Below are 16,048 nucleotides of genomic sequence, written 5' to 3'. Positions count from 1 at the left end.
CTAGGCGGTTCGCAGATAATGGTCGAGTACCCGCACACCGAAGTGCAGGGCTTCGACCGGTACACGTTCGTCGACGCCGTGGAAGAGCGCCTCGTAGTCGAAGTCGGCGGGCAGCTTCAGCGGCGAGAAGCCGTAGCCGGTGATGCCGAGGCGGGAGAACTGCTTGGCGTCGGTGCCGCCCGACATGCAGTACGGCACGACATGCCCTTCGGGGGCGAAGCGTTCCACGGCCGCTCGGAGTTTGGCGTACGTCGGGGAGTCGGTCGGCGCCTGGAGGGCGACCTCCTTGTGGTGGTACTCCCAGTCGACGTGCGGCCCGGTGAGCAGATCGAGGGTCTGCTCGAACTCCTTTTCGCCGCCGGGCAGGAACCGCCCGTCGACGTAGGCGGTCGCGCGTCCGGGGATGACGTTGACCTTGTATCCGGCGTCGAGCATGGTCGGGTTGGCGCTGCCCCGTACGGTCGCTTCGACGAGCGCGGCGGCGGGTCCCAGCTTGTTGAGCAGGGCGTCGACGTCGAAGTCGGGCGCGTCGAAGTCAGGTGCGTCCAGTGCGTGCAGGGTGGCGAGTTCGGTGATGCTGGCGCGGACGGTCGGGGTGAGCCGCACCGGCCATTCGTGCTCGCCGATCCGGGCGATGGCGGCGGCCAGTCTGCTCACCGCGTTGTCGCGGTTGACCTTGGAGCCGTGTCCTGCCGTGCCGACTCCGGTGAGGCGGAGCCAGCCGGTGCCGCGCTCCCCCGCCGCGATCGGATAGATCTCCATGCGGGGGCCCGCGTGGAAGGTGTAGGCGCCGGATTCGCTGATGCCCTCCGTACAGCCGTCGAAGAGCTCGGCGTGTTCCGTGGCGAGGAAGCCGGAGCCGTCTTCCGCGCTGGCCTCCTCGTCCGCGGTGAAGGCGATCACAATGTCGCGTCTCGGTCTGGTGCCGGATCTCGCCCAGGCCCGTACGACCGCGAGGACCATCGCGTCCATGTTCTTCATGTCGACCGCACCGCGGCCCCAGACCACTCCGTCGCGGATCTCCCCGGAGAAGGGGTGCACGCTCCAGTCGGCGGGCTCGGCCGGTACGACGTCGAGGTGGCCGTGGACGAGCAGCGCGTCGGCGGTGGTGTCGGTGCCCTCGATTCGGGCTACGACGTTGGTGCGTCCGGGTGCGCGTTCGAGGAGCACCGGTTCCAGGCCGGCGTCGGCCAGCCGCTCCGCGACGTACTCGGCGGCCGGGCGCTCGCGGCAGTCGCCGCTGCCGCGGTTCGTGGTGTCGATGCGGATGAGATCGGATGTGAAGGCCACGACCTCGTCGAGCGCGAGCGCGTCGATCACTCCGTCGCCGTCCGCCCCGTCGTCGGTCGCCCCCGCGCCGACCGGCTGCTTGTCAGCCATACTGCTCCTCCACCGCGGACGAGACGATCGTCGTGACCGCCTTGAAGGTACGAATGGCCTCATACATCGTGCCGCTGGTGTACGCGACACGCCGTTCCCCGGTCGGCACCACCCCGGGCACCACGGTGGCGACCCCCGAAAGGTGCTCCGCGTCGAACTCCAGCTCCACGGTGAACGAGCCGCCGATCACGGGTTCGTGGCGAATGGCGAGGGCCGCCGCCTCCTTGGCGGCGGCCCTGATGCCGGCGGCGGTACGGGCCGGGGTGCGGCACACCGCGGCGTACCGCGAGACATAGTCCTTGACCGGGACCTTGCGGGCCGCGGGTGCGTACCCGTCGGCGTCGCGGCAGGTCATGTCGTCGCCGGTGACGAGCACCACCGGTACGCCGTACTCCGCGACGACGTGGGCGTTGAGCAGGCCCTCGCTGGCCCGCTCGCCGTTGAGCCACACGCCCGTGATGGAGTTGGCGAGGTAGGTGTGCGCGAGGACGCCCTCGGTGCCCGCGCCGGTGTGGTAGCCGACGAAGGCGATGCCGTCGACGTCGCCGTGCTGCACACCCTCGACCATGCTGAGCGACTTGTGCCTGCCGGTGAGCATCTCGGCGCGTTCGTCGAGTTGTTCGAGGAGCAGGTTGCGCATGGTCCAGTGCGCTTCGTTGATGAGCACCTCGTCGGCGCCCCCGTCGAAGAAGCCGACCACGGCCGCGTTCACGTCGGAGGTGAACATGGGGCGGCAGCGCTCCCACTGCGGCGTGCCCGGAAGCACATCGGCAGGCCAGGTGACGCCGGTGGCGCCCTCCATGTCGGCACTGATGAGGATCTTCACGGTGCTCCAGTCCTACGGCAGGCGAGACGAGATCTTCATGCCGCGTTACGTTACGCGCTGGAGAACACGCGGGCCAGGTTCAGAGGGATGACCTCACCGGCCCGGCCCTGGCCTGCCCACCGGGTCAGCAGCCGCCCGAGGCGGCGGGGGCGCCGATCTGGAGTGTCGTGGGCGCGGCGCAGCATCCTCCGCCGCCCTCTCCCTCGGCCTGGGCGGCGTCGGGCTCGTCGAAGAGGCCCGCGCCACCGCAGACCCCGGTCTCCGGCAGGGTCAGCTCGACACGTCCGGCGGCCTCCGCGTCTCCGGCGAGGTGGGCGGCGACGGAGCGGACCTGCTCGTAGCCGGTCATGGCGAGGAAGGTGGGCGCGCGGCCGTAGCTCTTCATGCCGACCAGGTAGATGTCCTGATCCGGGTGGGACAGCTCGGCCACGCCGTGGGGGTAGACAGTGCCGCAGGAGTGCTGGTTGGGGTCGATCAGCGGGGCCAGTCCGACGGGGGCCTGGAGCCGCTCGTCGAGTGCGAGGCGCAGCTCGGAGACGAACGACAGGTCGGGGCGCAAGCCGGTCAGGACGATGACCTCGTCGACCGGGTCGAGGCGGCGGCCGTCCTCGGCGACGAGCACCAGCCGGTCGCCGTCCTTCTCGACGGCGGCCGTACGGAACCCGGTGACGGCATCGGCATGTCCGTCGTCCACGGCCGCCTTGGCCGCGAGGCCGAGCGCACCGCGGGCGGGAAGCTGGTCGGCCTCGCCGCCGCCGAAGGTGGAGCCTCCGATGCCGCGCCGCAGGACCCATACCGCGTGGGTGCCGGGGGCGTCCTTGGCCAGTTCGGCCAGGTAGGCGAGGGCAGTGAAGGCGGACGCGCCGGATCCGATGACGGCAGTGCGCCTGCCCTCGTAACGGGCCCGTACGGCCGGGTCCTTGAGGTCGGGTACGCGATACGAGATGCGCGCGGCGCCGGTGTGCTCACCGAGGGCAGGGAGGCCGTCGCCACCGATGGGAGCGGGGGTCGCCCAGGTGCCGGAGGCGTCGATGACGGCGCGGGCAGTGATCCGCTCCTCGGTGCCGTCGGCGTAGCGGACGTGGACGGTGAAGGGCAGCCGCTCGCGGTCGGCGTCGACGACCCGGTCGCGCCCGAGGCGGGATACGCCGGTGACGCGGGCGCCGAAGCGGACCCTGTCGCCGAGGACATCGGCCAGCGGCTGGAGGTAGTCCGCAGCCCAGTCACCACCCGAGGGGTACGTCGCCCCGTCCGGCGCACTCCAGCCGGTCGGAGCGAGCAGCTTCTCGGCCGCGGGGTCGACGACCTCGGCCCAGGTGGAGAACAGCCGCACATGCGCCCACTCGCGGACGGCGGCACCCGCACCCGTGCCGGCCTCCAGGACCAGCGGCTCGATGCCGCGTCCGACGAGGTGAGCGGCGGCGGCGAGGCCGATCGGACCGGCTCCGATCACGACGGTGGGCAGGGTGTTGGTCTGCACGGTCACGGTGACTCCCCAGTTGATTCGACATGCGTCGATGACTTCGCGGCCCAGCATGGCACCTGATTCGATGAGCGTCAACATAGACAATCATCGAATCAGTACTCATGCCCATGACCCTTGGTTCGACGTGTGTCAACATAGACGTATGTCGAATGCCAAGGTGCTGCCGCTGCTGGAGCCGGACCTGGCGGCGCCGTGCTGCCCGCCGCTGACCGAGCGCCCCCTGACCGCCGAGGAGGCGGTCCGTACCGCGGCGATGTTCAAGGCGCTCGGCGACCCGGTCCGCCTGCGCCTGTTCTCCCTGGTCGCCTCGCACGAGGGCGGCGAGGCGTGCGTGTGCGACATCTCCGACGTCGGCGTGTCCCAGCCCACCGTCTCGCATCACCTGAAGAAGCTGAGGGAAGCGGGCCTGCTGGCCTCCGAGCGGCGCGGGACCTGGGTGTACTACCGGGTGGAGCCGTCCGTACTCGCGGCCATGGGCCACATCCTCGGGAAGGTCGCCGTGTAGCGCGTCACTCCGGAATCTGCGACGGACGGCCCACGACCAACCACGCCGACGGCAGCTCGATGCGCGCGCCGTCCGCCCCCGCCTCCGTTGTCGTCAGCGGCAGCTCCCCGCTCGCCAGGACCGCGAGCCCCGCCGACCGGAACAGCCCGCCCAGCTCCGCGTCCGCCATCTCGCCCGGCGCGATGCCGTGCTCGAAGACCGGCCTGAGCTTGGGCGGCGGCCCGGCCGGCCCCTGCGCCAGGCCCATCAGCACCGGCCGCGCCGCCTCCGACAACTCCACCACGAACGCCCTCCCCCGCTCCCCCACCAGCGCCGCGACGGCGTCGGCCACCGGCTGCCGGTCGGCCGCCTCGCACTGGTGCAGCACGCCGCGCATATAGACCTGCGCGTCCCCGAGCCCGGCGCTCAGTCGCTGTACGGCCGCCCCGTCCGCCGCGTCGAGCTGCTGGAAGTGGATCCGGCTGAGCGGGTCGTTGCGTTCGGCGTGCTCGATCGCCGACCCCGCCAGGTCGACCCCCGTGACCCGGGGGAAGCGGTCGGCGAGGAAGAGCGCCTGCGTGCCGTTGCCGCAGCCGAGGTCGACCACGGGCAGGGCGGGGTCCGTCAGGTGCGGCTCGAAGAGGGCGAGGTGGAGCTCGGCGGTGAGGGCGGGTTCCGCGTCCCAGAAGACCGCCCCCGGCTCGTGCGAGGCGTCCCGCCAGAAGCCCTCCCAGGCATCCTTGTACCGGCCCGTCACGCTCATGCTCAGCTCCCCAGGAAGTGCCCGACCTTCTGACATCACGTCAAGATCGGTCTACCGCCGGAGAGTTGTGCCGACAAGTCCTCGGCGTATACCTTCACCGTGCGTTCGACCCGGGCACACGCGGCAGCGGCAGCTCGAACCACACCGTCTTGCCCTCTCCCGAACGGCTGGCACCCCACTCCCGCGCCACGGCGCTCACCACCCCGAGCCCGCGCCCCGCCTCGTCGTCCGGCCCCGCGGTCGTCAGCGCCGGCAGCGCATGGCCGCCGTCCGTGACCTCGCAGAGCAGTGCGTCCGTCCGTCCGATCCTGAGCTCCGCACCGCAGCTGCCCGCGTGCCGCACCGCGTTGGTGACGACCTCGCTGACCAGGAGCTCCACGCTCTCCGCGGCCTCTTCGAGCCCCCAGGCGGCCAGCTGCCCGCGCACCAGCCGCCGCGCCCGGCCCACCTCGCGCGGTTCCGGCGTCAGCTGCCACACGGCGACGTCCCGCTCCGCGATGCCGTTGAGGCGGGCCATCAGCAGCGCCACGTCGTCCTTGCGATCCCCGCCGGTGTTGAGCGCGCGGATGATGGTGTCGCACGCGGCGTCCATGGACGCCGCCGGGTGCGCCGCCGACTCGCACAGCGTCGCGAGCCCCACGCCGATGTCCTCGCCCCGCACCTCGACCAGGCCGTCCGTGCACATCACCAGCCGGTCGCCGGGCTCGACGCGCACTCGAACGGACTCGAAAGGCACCCCGCCCACACCGATCGGCGCCCCCGTGGGCAGGGCGAGCAGCTCGCTGCGCCCGTCCGAGGCCCGTACGAGCACGGGAGGGATGTGGCCCGCGTTCGCGAGCTGCAGCTCGCCGCGCACCGGGTCGTAGACGGCGTACAGGCAGGTCGCGAGGTAGTGCTCGCCGAGCCGCTGCGCCAGGTCGTCGAGGTTGCGCAGGAGCTGTACGGGCGGCAGGTCCAGGGCCGCCATGGTCTGCACGGCGGTACGTAACTGACCCATCATCGCCGCCGAGTTGAGGCCGTGCCCCATGACATCGCCCACCACCAGCGCGGTGCGCGACCCGGGCAGCTTGATGGTGTCGAACCAGTCACCGCCGACGCGCCCGAGCAGTGTTCCCGGCAGGTAACGCGTCGCCGTGTCACAGCCCGCCATGCGCGGGGCGACCTGCGGAAGCATGCTGTCCTGGAGGGTCTCGGCGACGCTCTCCTGGTACGTGTACATCCGGGCGTTGTCGAGTACGAGCCCGGCCCGGGCGGCCAGTTCGGCGCCGGTGACGCGGTCCATGTCGTTGAAGAGAGCGCGTCCCGGGTGACGCAGCAGGATCATGAAGCCCAGCACCACGTTGCGCGCCTTGAGCGGCACGACGAGCATGGAGCGCCCGCTGATCAGCGGCCTGATGTCGCGCTTCTCGAACTGCGAGGCGATGGCGGTGCCCATTTGCTCGCTGATCCGCGGTACGAGCACCGGATCGCCGGTCGTCATGCACTGGAAGAACGGGGTGTGCACGGGGAAAGGCATGGCTTCGCCGACCGGCACGACGTCGTCCCAGCGCCCGGGTGCGTCGACATGTTCGACGGCGACCCTGTGCCACATGGTGGTGGCGTCCGGCGGCCCGTCGGGGAAGCCCTCGCCCGCGATGACCTGCTCGCGCAGATAGGTGCCCGCGACGTCGGTGAAGCGCGGCACCACGGCCGCGCTGACTTCCTCGATCGTACGGGCGAGGTCGAGCGAGGAACCGATGCGCCCGCTCACCTCGTTGAGAAATTCGAGCCGCTCGCGGACGGCGGCGTATTCGAGGTCGAGGTCGCATTCGAGATCGAGGTCTTCGTCGGCCGGGGTGGTGGAAGGCCCTTCGCCCGTCTGTGCGGTCCGCGGCTGTCCGGTCCTGCGGACCGCACGCCTGGGCACACCCCAGTCGGGCGTGACGGGCACCCGGTCGTGCTGACTGAACTCCAGGACGGGGTAGCCCAGTTCGAGGATCTGGGAGACGATGCGTCCCGCCTCGCCGACGCTCATGCTGGGCATGATCTCGGGCAGCCGCCGGGCCAGCTCGTCGGATCCGGCGAACTCGGTGTGCAGTGCGAATCCGGGCGCTGTCCGCTGGACGCCTGCCGCGTTCCCGGTCCGGTCCGCGCTCTCCAACTGCGCCGCATCCGCCGCGAGTACGAGCAGCCGCTCCGGTCCCGGCCCGACCAGCGGATACGCCCACCACAGGACGTCGAGCCGCTCGCCTCCCGGCCCATGGATCCTGGCCCTGCCCGCGGCCGGATAGGACGTGAGGCCGTTGAGCGAGTCGCCGAGCCCGGGGCCGAGGCCTTCGTACGCGTCGTACGCCGTGTAGGCGGCGTCGTCGGCGAGTGCTCCGGAGACCGGCATCAGGTCGGCGGCGGGCTGCCCCACCGCGTCTTCCCTGGAGCGGCCGAACAGCCGCCGCGCGCCGGTGGACCAGTGCGACACGAGCCCGCCGCTGTCCACCACGACCACGCCAAGCGGAATCCGGCCGGTCACCGCGCGCTGCCGCGGCAGCCCTGGCGGAGTGCCACTGTCCATGAGTGGGAGCCCCCTTCCCGCCGCGAGGAAGCTGCGGCTTCCCTCACCACCGTACGGCCACAGGAAGGCTGCGCGCTGCGCAACGACGCAATAGGTGGTGCGCCCGCGCACAAGGGCCTCCCGCCTGCACGTGGCCGTTCATAACGGTCAGTCCTCGTGGCCGAGTTGGAGATCGCGTTCGGAACGTCCGCCGCCCGCGATCTGGAGGACGGTGGCGACCGGCGGATAGCCCGCGGCGATCACCGTGTACTCGCCGGACGACAGATCGATGAAGCGGAAGCTGCCGTCGGGACCCGTGGTGAGCGTGTCCACCACATTGCCGGCGACGTCGAGCAGCGTCACGCGGGCGTCCTCGACGGGCCTGCCGCCACTCGCCCGTACGGTGCCGCGCAGTACCGCACCGCCCGCCAGCTCGATGTCCTGCCTGGTCTCGCGCGAGGCCTGCACACTGACCGGGAGAGCGACGGGCCGGAAGGCGGGGGCGCTTCCCGCGAGCGTGTACTCGCCCGCCACCAACTCCGTGATGACATAGCCCCCTTCGCGCCCGCTGCGGGTGGATGCGACGACCTCTCCGCGTACGTCGGTGAGCGTCACGGCGGCGTCCCGCACCGGCGTGCCGTCCGCCGTGTGCACTGTCCCGGCGAGCCGCCCGGCGCCGCCGAGCACGACGTCGAGCTCGACCGGGCGTTCGCCGACGGTGACGGTGACGGCCTGCGGCTGGTGTCCGCCGGCCGCCGCGATCATCACGTACGCCCCTGGCGCGGGCACGCTCAGCGCGTACCGCCCGTCGTCACCGCTCGCACCGCGCCCGACCTGCCGCCCCGACACGTCGATGAGGGTGAGGGCGGCGCGCGGGACGGTGGTGCCGTCGTGGTGCTGGACGGTGCCGTGGACGGGGACCCCTGAGAGGTACGGGGCCTGGGGCGCGGACGGGGAGGCGGAGGGGAAAGGCGAGGGGGACGACTGGGAATGCGACGCGGTGCGGGCCGCCGGGACAGCCGTGGGGGCGTTGTGGGACACCAGCGGTTTCTCCTTGAGGAAGCAGGCGATGAGCAGGCCGAGTACGAGCACCGGCACGAGGTAGAGGAAGATCCGCGGCATGGCCTCGGCGTACGCCTCGATGTAGGCGTCGCGCAGCGCGGGCGGCATGGCGTGCACGAGCTGCGGGGTGATGCTCTGCGGGTCGGGGAGGTCGGCTCCGGCGGGCAGCCGCTCGGTGAGGGCGTCGGTGAGCCGGTTCGCGAGGAGCGTGCCGAAGACGGCGGCGCCGATGCTGCCGCCGATCTGCCGGAAGTAGTTGTGGGCGCTGGTGGCGGCGCCGAGGTCGGTGGGGCGCACGGAGTTCTGCACGGCGAGGATCAGCACCGGCAGGACGAGGCCGATCCCGGTGCCGAGGATGGCCATCCAGATGCTGTAGTGCAGGCGGGAAGTGTCGGCCTCCAGCCGGGACAGCAGCCACATGCCGACCGCCGAGAACGCCACGCCGACGACCGGGTAGATGCGGTAGTGGCCGGTGGCACTGATGAGCTGCCCCGAGACGATCGAGGCGATGACCACGCCGCCGATCATGGGCAGCATCAGCAGCCCGGACTCGGTGGCGCCGGCGCCGCCGACCATCTGCAGGAAGGTGGGCAGGCAGCTCGCGGCGCCGAAGAGTGCGATGCCGACGACGGCGCCGACGAGTGAGGTGATGATGAAGACCGAGTCGCCGAACAGCCGCAGTGGCATGACCGGTTCGGGCGCGTAGGACTCGACGACGATGAAGAGCAGAGTCGTTCCGGCAGCGCCCGCTGCGAGACCGAGGACGACGCGCGAGTCCCAGGCGTACTCCGTACCGCCCCAGCTGGTCAGCAGGACGAGGCAGGTGGACGCGGCAGCGAGCAGCAGTGCGCCGAGTACGTCGAGTCGCGGGCGTACGTCCGGCTTCGGGAGCTTGAGCACGACGGCGATCAGAGCCATGGTGAACAGGCCGAAGGGGACGTTGATGTAGAAGCACCAGCGCCAGGAGACGTGGTCGGTGAACAGCCCGCCGAGCAGGGGCCCGGCGATGGAGGCGAGGCCGAGGGCGGCGCCGATGAGGCCCATGAAACGGCCCCGGGCCCGGGTCGGCACGATGTCGGCGATGATCGCCTGGACGCCGATCACGAGGCCGCCCGCGCCGAGGCCCTGGACGGCGCGGAATGCGATGAGCTGGTCCATGGTGCGGGACCGGCCGGCCAGTGCCGATCCGACGACGAAGACGAGGATCGCGAACTGGAAGATGCCCTTGCGACCGAAGAGGTCGCCGAGTTTTCCGTAGACCGGCAGACCGATCGTGGCGGTGAGCAGATAGGCGGTGATCGCCCACGACATCCGGTCCAGGCCGTGGAGTTCACCGACGATCTTCGGCAGGGCGGTGGCCGCGATCATCTGCGCCGGCGCCGCGAGGAGCAGCGCGAGCATCAGTCCGAAGAAGACCACCCGGACGCGGCACGGGCTGAGCGGCAGACCTGCGGCCTCTGGGCCGACGGGGAGTTGGGGCGGTGGAGGGCCGAACTCTCCTGCCGCTCGGCGCCCTTCGCGGGCGGGCTGCTCTGCGGCCTGCCCGCCCTCCACCAGAGTGGTCCCGCCCACGTACTGCTCCCCTCGTCACAATGCGCCGCCCATTTCTCGCATTGCGTGAGAAGGGGGAGCAACCGCGACGAAGGGCGCGGGAGGCGTACGCGGGCGGCTGCGCCCCCGGTGGGAGCCCCTACGGCGCACCACCGGCCGATGGGGAAGACCACTCGAACCGGTGATGGGCTACTTCTGCACCTCGGCGGCGAGGTTGGCGAGCAGGGCGTCGTAGATCCGGCCGAGGCCCTTGGGGGCGAAGGTCTTCTCGAAGAAGCCGCCGATGCCGCCGGCGCCGTTCCAGACGGTGCTGACGACGACCTTCGACTTGCCCTCGCCGGCCGGGGTGACGGTCCAAGTGGTGACCATGGACGAGTTGCGGTCCTTCTCGACGAGCTGCCCGTCGGTCGGCTCGGTCACTTCGAGCAGGCAGTCGCGGATGCGCTTGCTGGTGGCCTGGAGCTTCCAGTGGACGAGGGTGCCCTCGCCGTCACCGCCCTCGCGCACCTCGAACTCGCTGAAGTGCTCGGGCAGGATCTTCGCGCGCGTGCCGCTGTAGTCGGCCAGCGCATCGAACACCGTCTCCGCATCCGCCGCGATGATCCGCTCCGTCGTGGCCTCGACCTGCGCCATGCCTGTTCCTCCAGCACTCGGTTTTTCGGGGGTGCGGCTACCCAACCACCTCCGGACCGCCGCCCAAAATCGGGGTTGCAGCGATCAAGGGAACAAGTGTTCTATTCTGAGGTGAGTGCTACCGAGGAGGCGCACATGCGCTGGGACAATCTGGCCGAAAACCCCGCCATCGGGAACCCCGCGCTCTTCGGAACGGACGCGGTCACGACCCGCACCTTCGACACCCCCGAGTTCCGCGGGATCACCTTCCACGAGGTACGGGCCCGCTCGATCCTGAACCGGGTGCCGGGCGCCTCACGCATGCCGTTCGAATGGACGGTCAATCCGTACCGCGGCTGTACGCATGCCTGCGTCTACTGCTTCGCACGCAAGACCCACAGCTATCTGGACCTCGACACCGGCCTCGACTTCGACACCCAGATCATCGTCAAGATCAACGCCCCCGAACTGCTGCGCCACCAGCTCGCCTCCCGCACCTGGCACGGCGCGCACATCGCCATGGGGACGAACGTCGACTGCTACCAGCGCGCAGAGGGCCGCTACCGGCTGATGCCCGGCATCATCACCGCCCTGCGCGACCGCGCGAACCCCTTCTCGATCCTGACCAAGGGCACGCTGATCCTCCGCGACCTCGACCTCCTTGTGCAGTCCGCCCAGGTCACCGAGGTCGGCATCTCGGTCTCCGTCGGCTTCACCGACCAGGAGCTGTGGCGCACGGTCGAGCCGGGTACGCCGTCGCCGGAGCGCCGCCTCGACGTCGTACGCACCCTCACCGACCACGGCATCGGCTGCGGCGTGCTGATGGCCCCCGTCATCCCGTTCCTCGGCGACTCCCCCGATCAGCTGCGCGCCACCGTCCGCGCCATCGCCGCGTCGGGCGCGACGTCGGTCACTCCGCTCGTACTCCATCTGAGGCCGGGAGCGCGCGAGTGGTTCATGGCCTGGCTCGGCGCGCACCATCCGCATCTGGTGCGGCGGTACGAGCGGCTGTACGCCGAAGGGGCGTACGCACCCAAGTGGTACCAGCGGCGGATCACACGGCAAGTTCACGAGCTGGCCACGGAGTTCGGCATCGGCCCGTCGGGTCCCGGCCTGCACCGGCGCGTCCCGGAGTCGGCGGAGCCGGAGGATCCCGGCCCGACGCAGCTCACGCTCCTGTGACACTCCTCTGACAATTCTGACAATCCGCCTGACATTCCTCTGACGCCACACGCGTCAATAAACGGTCATAAGCACTCCTTCCGGGCGCCGTTTCCGGCACCATGCGGCGGGGGCTGTGTCACTCACAGCCGCTTTCCCCCGACGGGAGGCCAAGTGAAGAAGCACGCGGGAGTTCTGTTCGCCACCGGTGCGACGGTGGCGGGACTGATCACGGCCGTACCGCCCGCGGTCTCGGCCGACGCCGGTTCCGCGACCGCCGCGGCGCGCACCGCACTCAAATGGACCGACTGCGGCACCAAGAAATATCCGACGCTCCAGTGTTCGTCCGTCAAGGTCCCGCTCAACCACGCGGACCCGCACGGCAAGCAGATCACCCTCGCCCTTTCGCGTGTCCCGCACACCGCGAAGACCTTCCAGGGTCCGCTGCTGGTCAATCCGGGCGGCCCCGGAGGCAGCGGCCTTCCGATGGCCGGATTTGTCGCGACCTCGCTGCCCAGGGAGGTCGCGGCGCAGTACGACGTCATCGGCTTCGACCCGCGCGGCGTGGGCAAGAGCGAGCCGGCGCTGAACTGCCGTCCCAGGCACTTCTCGCCCGTACGGCCCGATTCGGTGCCGCGCAGCGAGAAGGACGAGCGGGTCAATCTCGACCGGGCGAAAGCGTTCGCCACGGCGTGCGCCACCAAGTACGGCGGGCTGCTGCCGTACATGGACACGGTGAGCACCGCCAGGGACCTGGACGTCGTACGCCGCGCCCTGGGCACGCAGCGGATCAACTACTTCGGCTACTCCTACGGCACCTACCTCGGCGCCGTGTACGCGAAGCTCTATCCGCAGCGGGTGCGGCGGCTCGTGCTCGACAGCATCGTCGACCCGACCGGTGTCTGGTACGACGACAACATCGGGCAGGACTACGCGTTCGACGCCCGCCACAAGGTGTTCGCCGCATGGGTCGCCAAACACAACACGGCGTACAAGCTCGGCAGCGACCCGGCGAAGGTCGAGGCCAAGTGGTACAAGATGCGCGACGCGCTGCGCAAGAGCCCGGCAGGCAAGAAGGTCGGCCCCGGCGAGCTGGAGGACACGTTTCTGCGCGGTGGCTACTACAACGGCTACTGGCCGCACCTGGCCAAGGCGTTCGCGTCGTACGTCAACGCCAAGAACGCGGGCCCGCTGGTCGAGGCGTTCGAAAAGTTCGGCGCCGTCGATGCCGCGGGCGAAAACAGCTACAGCGTCTATGCGGCAGTGCAGTGCCGTGACGCGTCGTGGGAGCGCGACTGGGGCTTCTGGCACCAGGACAACTGGAACGTGCATGAGAAGGCGCCCTTCTCGACCTGGAACAACGCCTGGTACAACGCCCCGTGCGCCTTTTGGCCCACGCCGTCGCTGAATCCGTCCGACGTCTCCAACGACGAGCTCCCGCCGGTGCTGATGCTCCAGGCGACGGAGGACGCCGCCACGCCGTACAGCGGCGGCGTCACCCTGCACCGCATGCTGCGCGGCTCAAGCCTGATCGTCGAGGAGGGCGGCGGCAACCACGGCATCACGCTGAGCGGAAACGCCTGCCTGGACCGGCACGTGGCGGACTACCTCACCACAGGCAAGGTCCCGCGCGCGAAGGGCGGCGGTGACGCGGACGCGGTCTGTGCGGCCCTGCCCGACCCGAAGCCGCTGCCTGCGGCTGTCACGGCGAGTTCGGACACGTCGAAGGGCAGTGTGCTGCACCGCCTGATCGGCTTCCGCAGCTGATTCGCCGGACGGCTCACAGGTCCGACAGCAGCAAGGCCGTGCTGTCGGCGGCCAGTTGTTCCGCATGTGTGGGGAGGCGCCCGCCTCCCCGCACATGACGGCGTACCAGCGCGAGCGGCAGGTCGACGAGCGCGAGGGCGATGCGCTCGGTCTCGACGGTGCCTGCTGCGCCGAGCGCGGCCGCGATCGCGGAGATCTCCCCGAAGACCCGGCGATTGCCCTCGTCCGCGCGGTCGGCATACTCCCGCGCCCACTCGCTCCTGCCGAATGCCTCGGCGCCGTGCAGCAGCAGCGCGGCCTCCTCGGGGTGCGCACGGCTCCAGGCCACCACGTGCCGCGAGGCGGCGACAGCGGCCTGCCTGGGGTCGTCGCCGGATGCGGTCAGCACCGCGGCGTATCCCTCCTGGAATCTCTCGACCGTACGCAGCCACACCTCGGCCAGCAGTGCGGTCCTGGACGGGAAGCGGTGATACACGGAGCCGCTCGGGGCGCCGACGGCCTTGGCGACGGCGGCCATGGTGACAGCGGCCGGGCCGCCGGCGGCCGCGAGCTGCACGGCGGCGTCGAGGAGGAGCGGAGTGTCGTACCGGGGTGGTCTCGCCATGTTCTGGAGAGTACCCTCCAATTAATTAGAGAGCCCTCTCTGAAACCGGTCCCGGGAGTTCCCCATGGCAGTGTCAACGTCAGCCTTCAATGCCCACGAGCGCCTCCTGCCCGCCACGGCAAGCGAAGTCGGCGCCCTCATCGACACCCTCGCCACGCCCGGCGATCTGCTCTGGCCGGGCGACCACTGGCCGCGCATGTCCCTGGACAACGGCCTCACCCCCGGCTCCAAGGGCGGCCACGGACCGGTGCGCTACACCGTGACGTCGTACGTCCCCGAGGAATGGGTCCGCTTCACCTTCAGCGGGCCGCGCGGCTTCGACGGCTTCCACGAGTTCACCGTGCACGCGGTCGACGACGGCCGGTCCGTGCTGCGCCACACCCTCGCCATGAAGGTCAGGGGTCCGGCCCTGCTCACGTGGCCCCTGATGTACCGGTCGTTCCACGACGCGGTCCTCGAAGACGCCCTGGACCGCGCCGAGTCGGCCCTCACGGGCAAGGTCGCCCACCCGGCCCGCTGGAGCCCGTACGTCCGCCTGCTGCGGCGGCTCGCTCCTCGTTAGAGTGCCGCCCATGAGCGGCGTACGGCTTCGGGACATGACCATCGACGACTGCGAGGCCGTCGCCGTCGTGCGGGTGCGCGGCTGGCAGTCGACGTACGCGGGGATGATTCCGCAGACGTACCTCGACGCGATGAGCGTCGAGGAGGACGCCGCGCGGCGCCGCACCTTCCTCGCCGAGGGTGCGGCCGCGGGCCGCAATGTGGTCGCGGAGCGCGCGGGCGAGGTGATCGGCTGGGCCTGCTACGGCCCGTACCGCGAGGAGGGGGAAGCGACCGGGGACGCCGAGCTGTACGCCATTTACGTGCTGCCCGAGCACCACTCGACCGGCGTCGGCCGCGCCCTCGCCACCGAGATGCTCGCCCGCGCCGCCACCGAAGACTTCCCCTTCATGCGCCTGTGGGTCCTCACGGAGAACACCGCCGCCCGCCGCTTCTACGAGAAGGCCGGCTTCGCACCCGACGGCGTCGAGGCTCCGTGGGACGTGGACGGCGTCGCCGTCCACGAGACGCGTTACGCGAGGCGGCTCAGCGCTGCGGACGCCGCGGCGCTCAGCCGCGGGTGATCCAGGGCAGCTTCGAGCACCGGACGTGCCCGCGCGTCCCGCAGCTGACCGAGACCCTCGACGCACGCGAGCGCCACCCGCCAGTGCGGGTCCTGCGGGGCGAGCAGCCCGCGCAGGGTGGTGATCAGCGCGGGTACGGTCTCGGGCGCCCGGAGCTCGGTCAGCAGCCGGACCGGGTGCAGCGCGTACGCCGTGCGCAGCGTGTTCGTCGCGAGTGCGGCGGCGGCGCGCGCGGTGCGCGGGTCGCCGAGGCGGGCCAGCGCGTGGGCGGCGCTGACACAGCGCTCCGGGTCGCGGTGGTTGAGGAGCAGCACCAGCGTCTCGAAGGCCCGCCGGTCGCCCGCGCAGCCGAGCCGGAAGGCGGCTAGTTCGCGGGCCCAGAGGGGTCGTTCCGTCTCGGTGAGGACACGGGCCAGTTCGTCCCGGTCCTCTGTGGCGATCAGCCGCTCGTAGGCGACCGGATCCCCCGCCGACTGCCCCGCCGAACCTTGCGCCTCGCCCCGCACCCGGTCCACGAGCGACCGCAGCTCCTCGTCCATGTCCGCCAGGGTATCGGCGTCGTAGAGGCGTCTTAGAGGCGTCTTAGATCACATCGCTCCAGGGCTGGCGCGCTCGTTACTCGCCGGTTAACCTCAAGTGAGCGGGCAACCCCCCGCTTGATTGATCACCCTCAGGGCGGCCTGGTGACGCAGCCGCCACGA

The 16,048-nt window shown here is 70.8% G+C and carries 14 protein-coding genes; 5 read left to right on the top strand and 9 right to left on the bottom strand.

The window, feature by feature from the left end; genetic code table 11:
* The 3 genes from PXH83_RS27125 to PXH83_RS27115 all read right to left on the bottom strand — a co-directional run bounded on the left by PXH83_RS27125 (nucleotide 1) and on the right by PXH83_RS27115 (nucleotide 3,686).
* Nucleotides 1-1,380 (bottom strand): M20/M25/M40 family metallo-hydrolase, encoded by a 1,380-nt coding sequence (locus PXH83_RS27125; protein WP_274563838.1) that lies wholly within the window; start codon nucleotides 1,378-1,380, stop codon nucleotides 1-3.
* Nucleotides 1,373-2,206 carry a M55 family metallopeptidase gene (locus PXH83_RS27120; RefSeq protein ID WP_274563837.1) on the bottom strand — a complete coding sequence of 278 codons (834 nt, stop codon included), beginning with the start codon at nucleotides 2,204-2,206 and terminating at the stop codon, nucleotides 1,373-1,375. The genes PXH83_RS27125 and PXH83_RS27120 overlap by 8 nt, the downstream gene beginning before the upstream one ends.
* A 124-nt stretch (nucleotides 2,207-2,330) precedes the next feature.
* Complete coding sequence (locus tag PXH83_RS27115; RefSeq protein ID WP_274565180.1) at nucleotides 2,331-3,686, bottom strand: NAD(P)-binding domain-containing protein; 1,356 nt, start codon at nucleotides 3,684-3,686, stop codon at nucleotides 2,331-2,333.
* A gap of 148 nt (nucleotides 3,687-3,834) precedes the next feature.
* On the opposite strand from PXH83_RS27115, the gene PXH83_RS27110 reads away from it, so the two are divergent.
* On the top strand, nucleotides 3,835-4,197 hold the full coding sequence (locus PXH83_RS27110; RefSeq protein WP_274563836.1) for an ArsR/SmtB family transcription factor: 363 nt from the start codon (nucleotides 3,835-3,837) through the stop codon (nucleotides 4,195-4,197).
* A 4-nt stretch (nucleotides 4,198-4,201) separates the two neighbouring features.
* Here PXH83_RS27110 and PXH83_RS27105 read toward each other — a convergent pair whose 3' ends face one another.
* The 4 genes from PXH83_RS27105 to PXH83_RS27090 all read right to left on the bottom strand — a co-directional run bounded on the left by PXH83_RS27105 (nucleotide 4,202) and on the right by PXH83_RS27090 (nucleotide 10,712).
* Nucleotides 4,202-4,939 (bottom strand): class I SAM-dependent methyltransferase, encoded by a 738-nt coding sequence (locus PXH83_RS27105; protein WP_274563835.1) that lies wholly within the window; start codon nucleotides 4,937-4,939, stop codon nucleotides 4,202-4,204.
* A 94-nt stretch (nucleotides 4,940-5,033) separates the two neighbouring features.
* On the bottom strand, nucleotides 5,034-7,487 hold the full coding sequence (locus PXH83_RS27100; protein WP_274563834.1) for an ATP-binding SpoIIE family protein phosphatase: 2,454 nt from the start codon (nucleotides 7,485-7,487) through the stop codon (nucleotides 5,034-5,036).
* 147 nt (nucleotides 7,488-7,634) lie between these two features.
* Nucleotides 7,635-10,100, bottom strand: a complete 2,466-nt coding sequence (locus PXH83_RS27095) for an MFS transporter (protein ID WP_274563833.1) — start codon at nucleotides 10,098-10,100, stop codon at nucleotides 7,635-7,637.
* Between the two features lie 168 nt (nucleotides 10,101-10,268).
* Nucleotides 10,269-10,712 carry an SRPBCC family protein gene (locus PXH83_RS27090; RefSeq protein ID WP_274563832.1) on the bottom strand — a complete coding sequence of 148 codons (444 nt, stop codon included), beginning with the start codon at nucleotides 10,710-10,712 and terminating at the stop codon, nucleotides 10,269-10,271.
* Nucleotides 10,713-10,847: 135 nt separating this feature from the next.
* Between PXH83_RS27090 and PXH83_RS27085 the strand changes: the two genes are divergently transcribed.
* Nucleotides 10,848-11,873 (top strand): Rv2578c family radical SAM protein, encoded by a 1,026-nt coding sequence (locus PXH83_RS27085; protein ID WP_274563831.1) that lies wholly within the window; start codon nucleotides 10,848-10,850, stop codon nucleotides 11,871-11,873.
* A gap of 153 nt (nucleotides 11,874-12,026) precedes the next feature.
* Nucleotides 12,027-13,619, top strand: a complete 1,593-nt coding sequence (locus PXH83_RS27080; protein ID WP_274563829.1) for an alpha/beta hydrolase — start codon at nucleotides 12,027-12,029, stop codon at nucleotides 13,617-13,619.
* A gap of 13 nt (nucleotides 13,620-13,632) precedes the next feature.
* Here PXH83_RS27080 and PXH83_RS27075 read toward each other — a convergent pair whose 3' ends face one another.
* Complete coding sequence (locus PXH83_RS27075) at nucleotides 13,633-14,223, bottom strand: TetR/AcrR family transcriptional regulator (protein ID WP_274563828.1); 591 nt, start codon at nucleotides 14,221-14,223, stop codon at nucleotides 13,633-13,635.
* Nucleotides 14,224-14,287: 64 nt separating this feature from the next.
* Between PXH83_RS27075 and PXH83_RS27070 the strand changes: the two genes are divergently transcribed.
* Complete coding sequence (locus PXH83_RS27070) at nucleotides 14,288-14,785, top strand: SRPBCC family protein (protein WP_274563827.1); 498 nt, start codon at nucleotides 14,288-14,290, stop codon at nucleotides 14,783-14,785.
* Nucleotides 14,786-14,795: 10 nt separating this feature from the next.
* Nucleotides 14,796-15,347, top strand: a complete 552-nt coding sequence (locus PXH83_RS27065) for a GNAT family N-acetyltransferase (protein ID WP_274563826.1) — start codon at nucleotides 14,796-14,798, stop codon at nucleotides 15,345-15,347.
* Here the strand turns inward: PXH83_RS27065 and PXH83_RS27060 are convergent.
* Entirely contained in the window at nucleotides 15,296-15,886 is a 591-nt protein-coding gene (locus PXH83_RS27060) for an adenylosuccinate lyase (protein WP_274563825.1), read from the bottom strand. The two genes, PXH83_RS27065 and PXH83_RS27060, sit on opposite strands and share 52 nt — an antisense overlap.
* Nucleotides 15,887-16,048 lie beyond the last annotated feature (162 nt).

Origin of the sequence: Streptomyces spiramyceticus (genome assembly GCF_028807635.1) — a bacterium.
In the GTDB taxonomy this organism is placed as follows: domain Bacteria; phylum Actinomycetota; class Actinomycetes; order Streptomycetales; family Streptomycetaceae; genus Streptomyces; species Streptomyces spiramyceticus.
The sequence above is the reverse complement of the archived record's forward strand: the minus strand, read 5'-3'. Positions and strand labels throughout refer to the sequence as shown.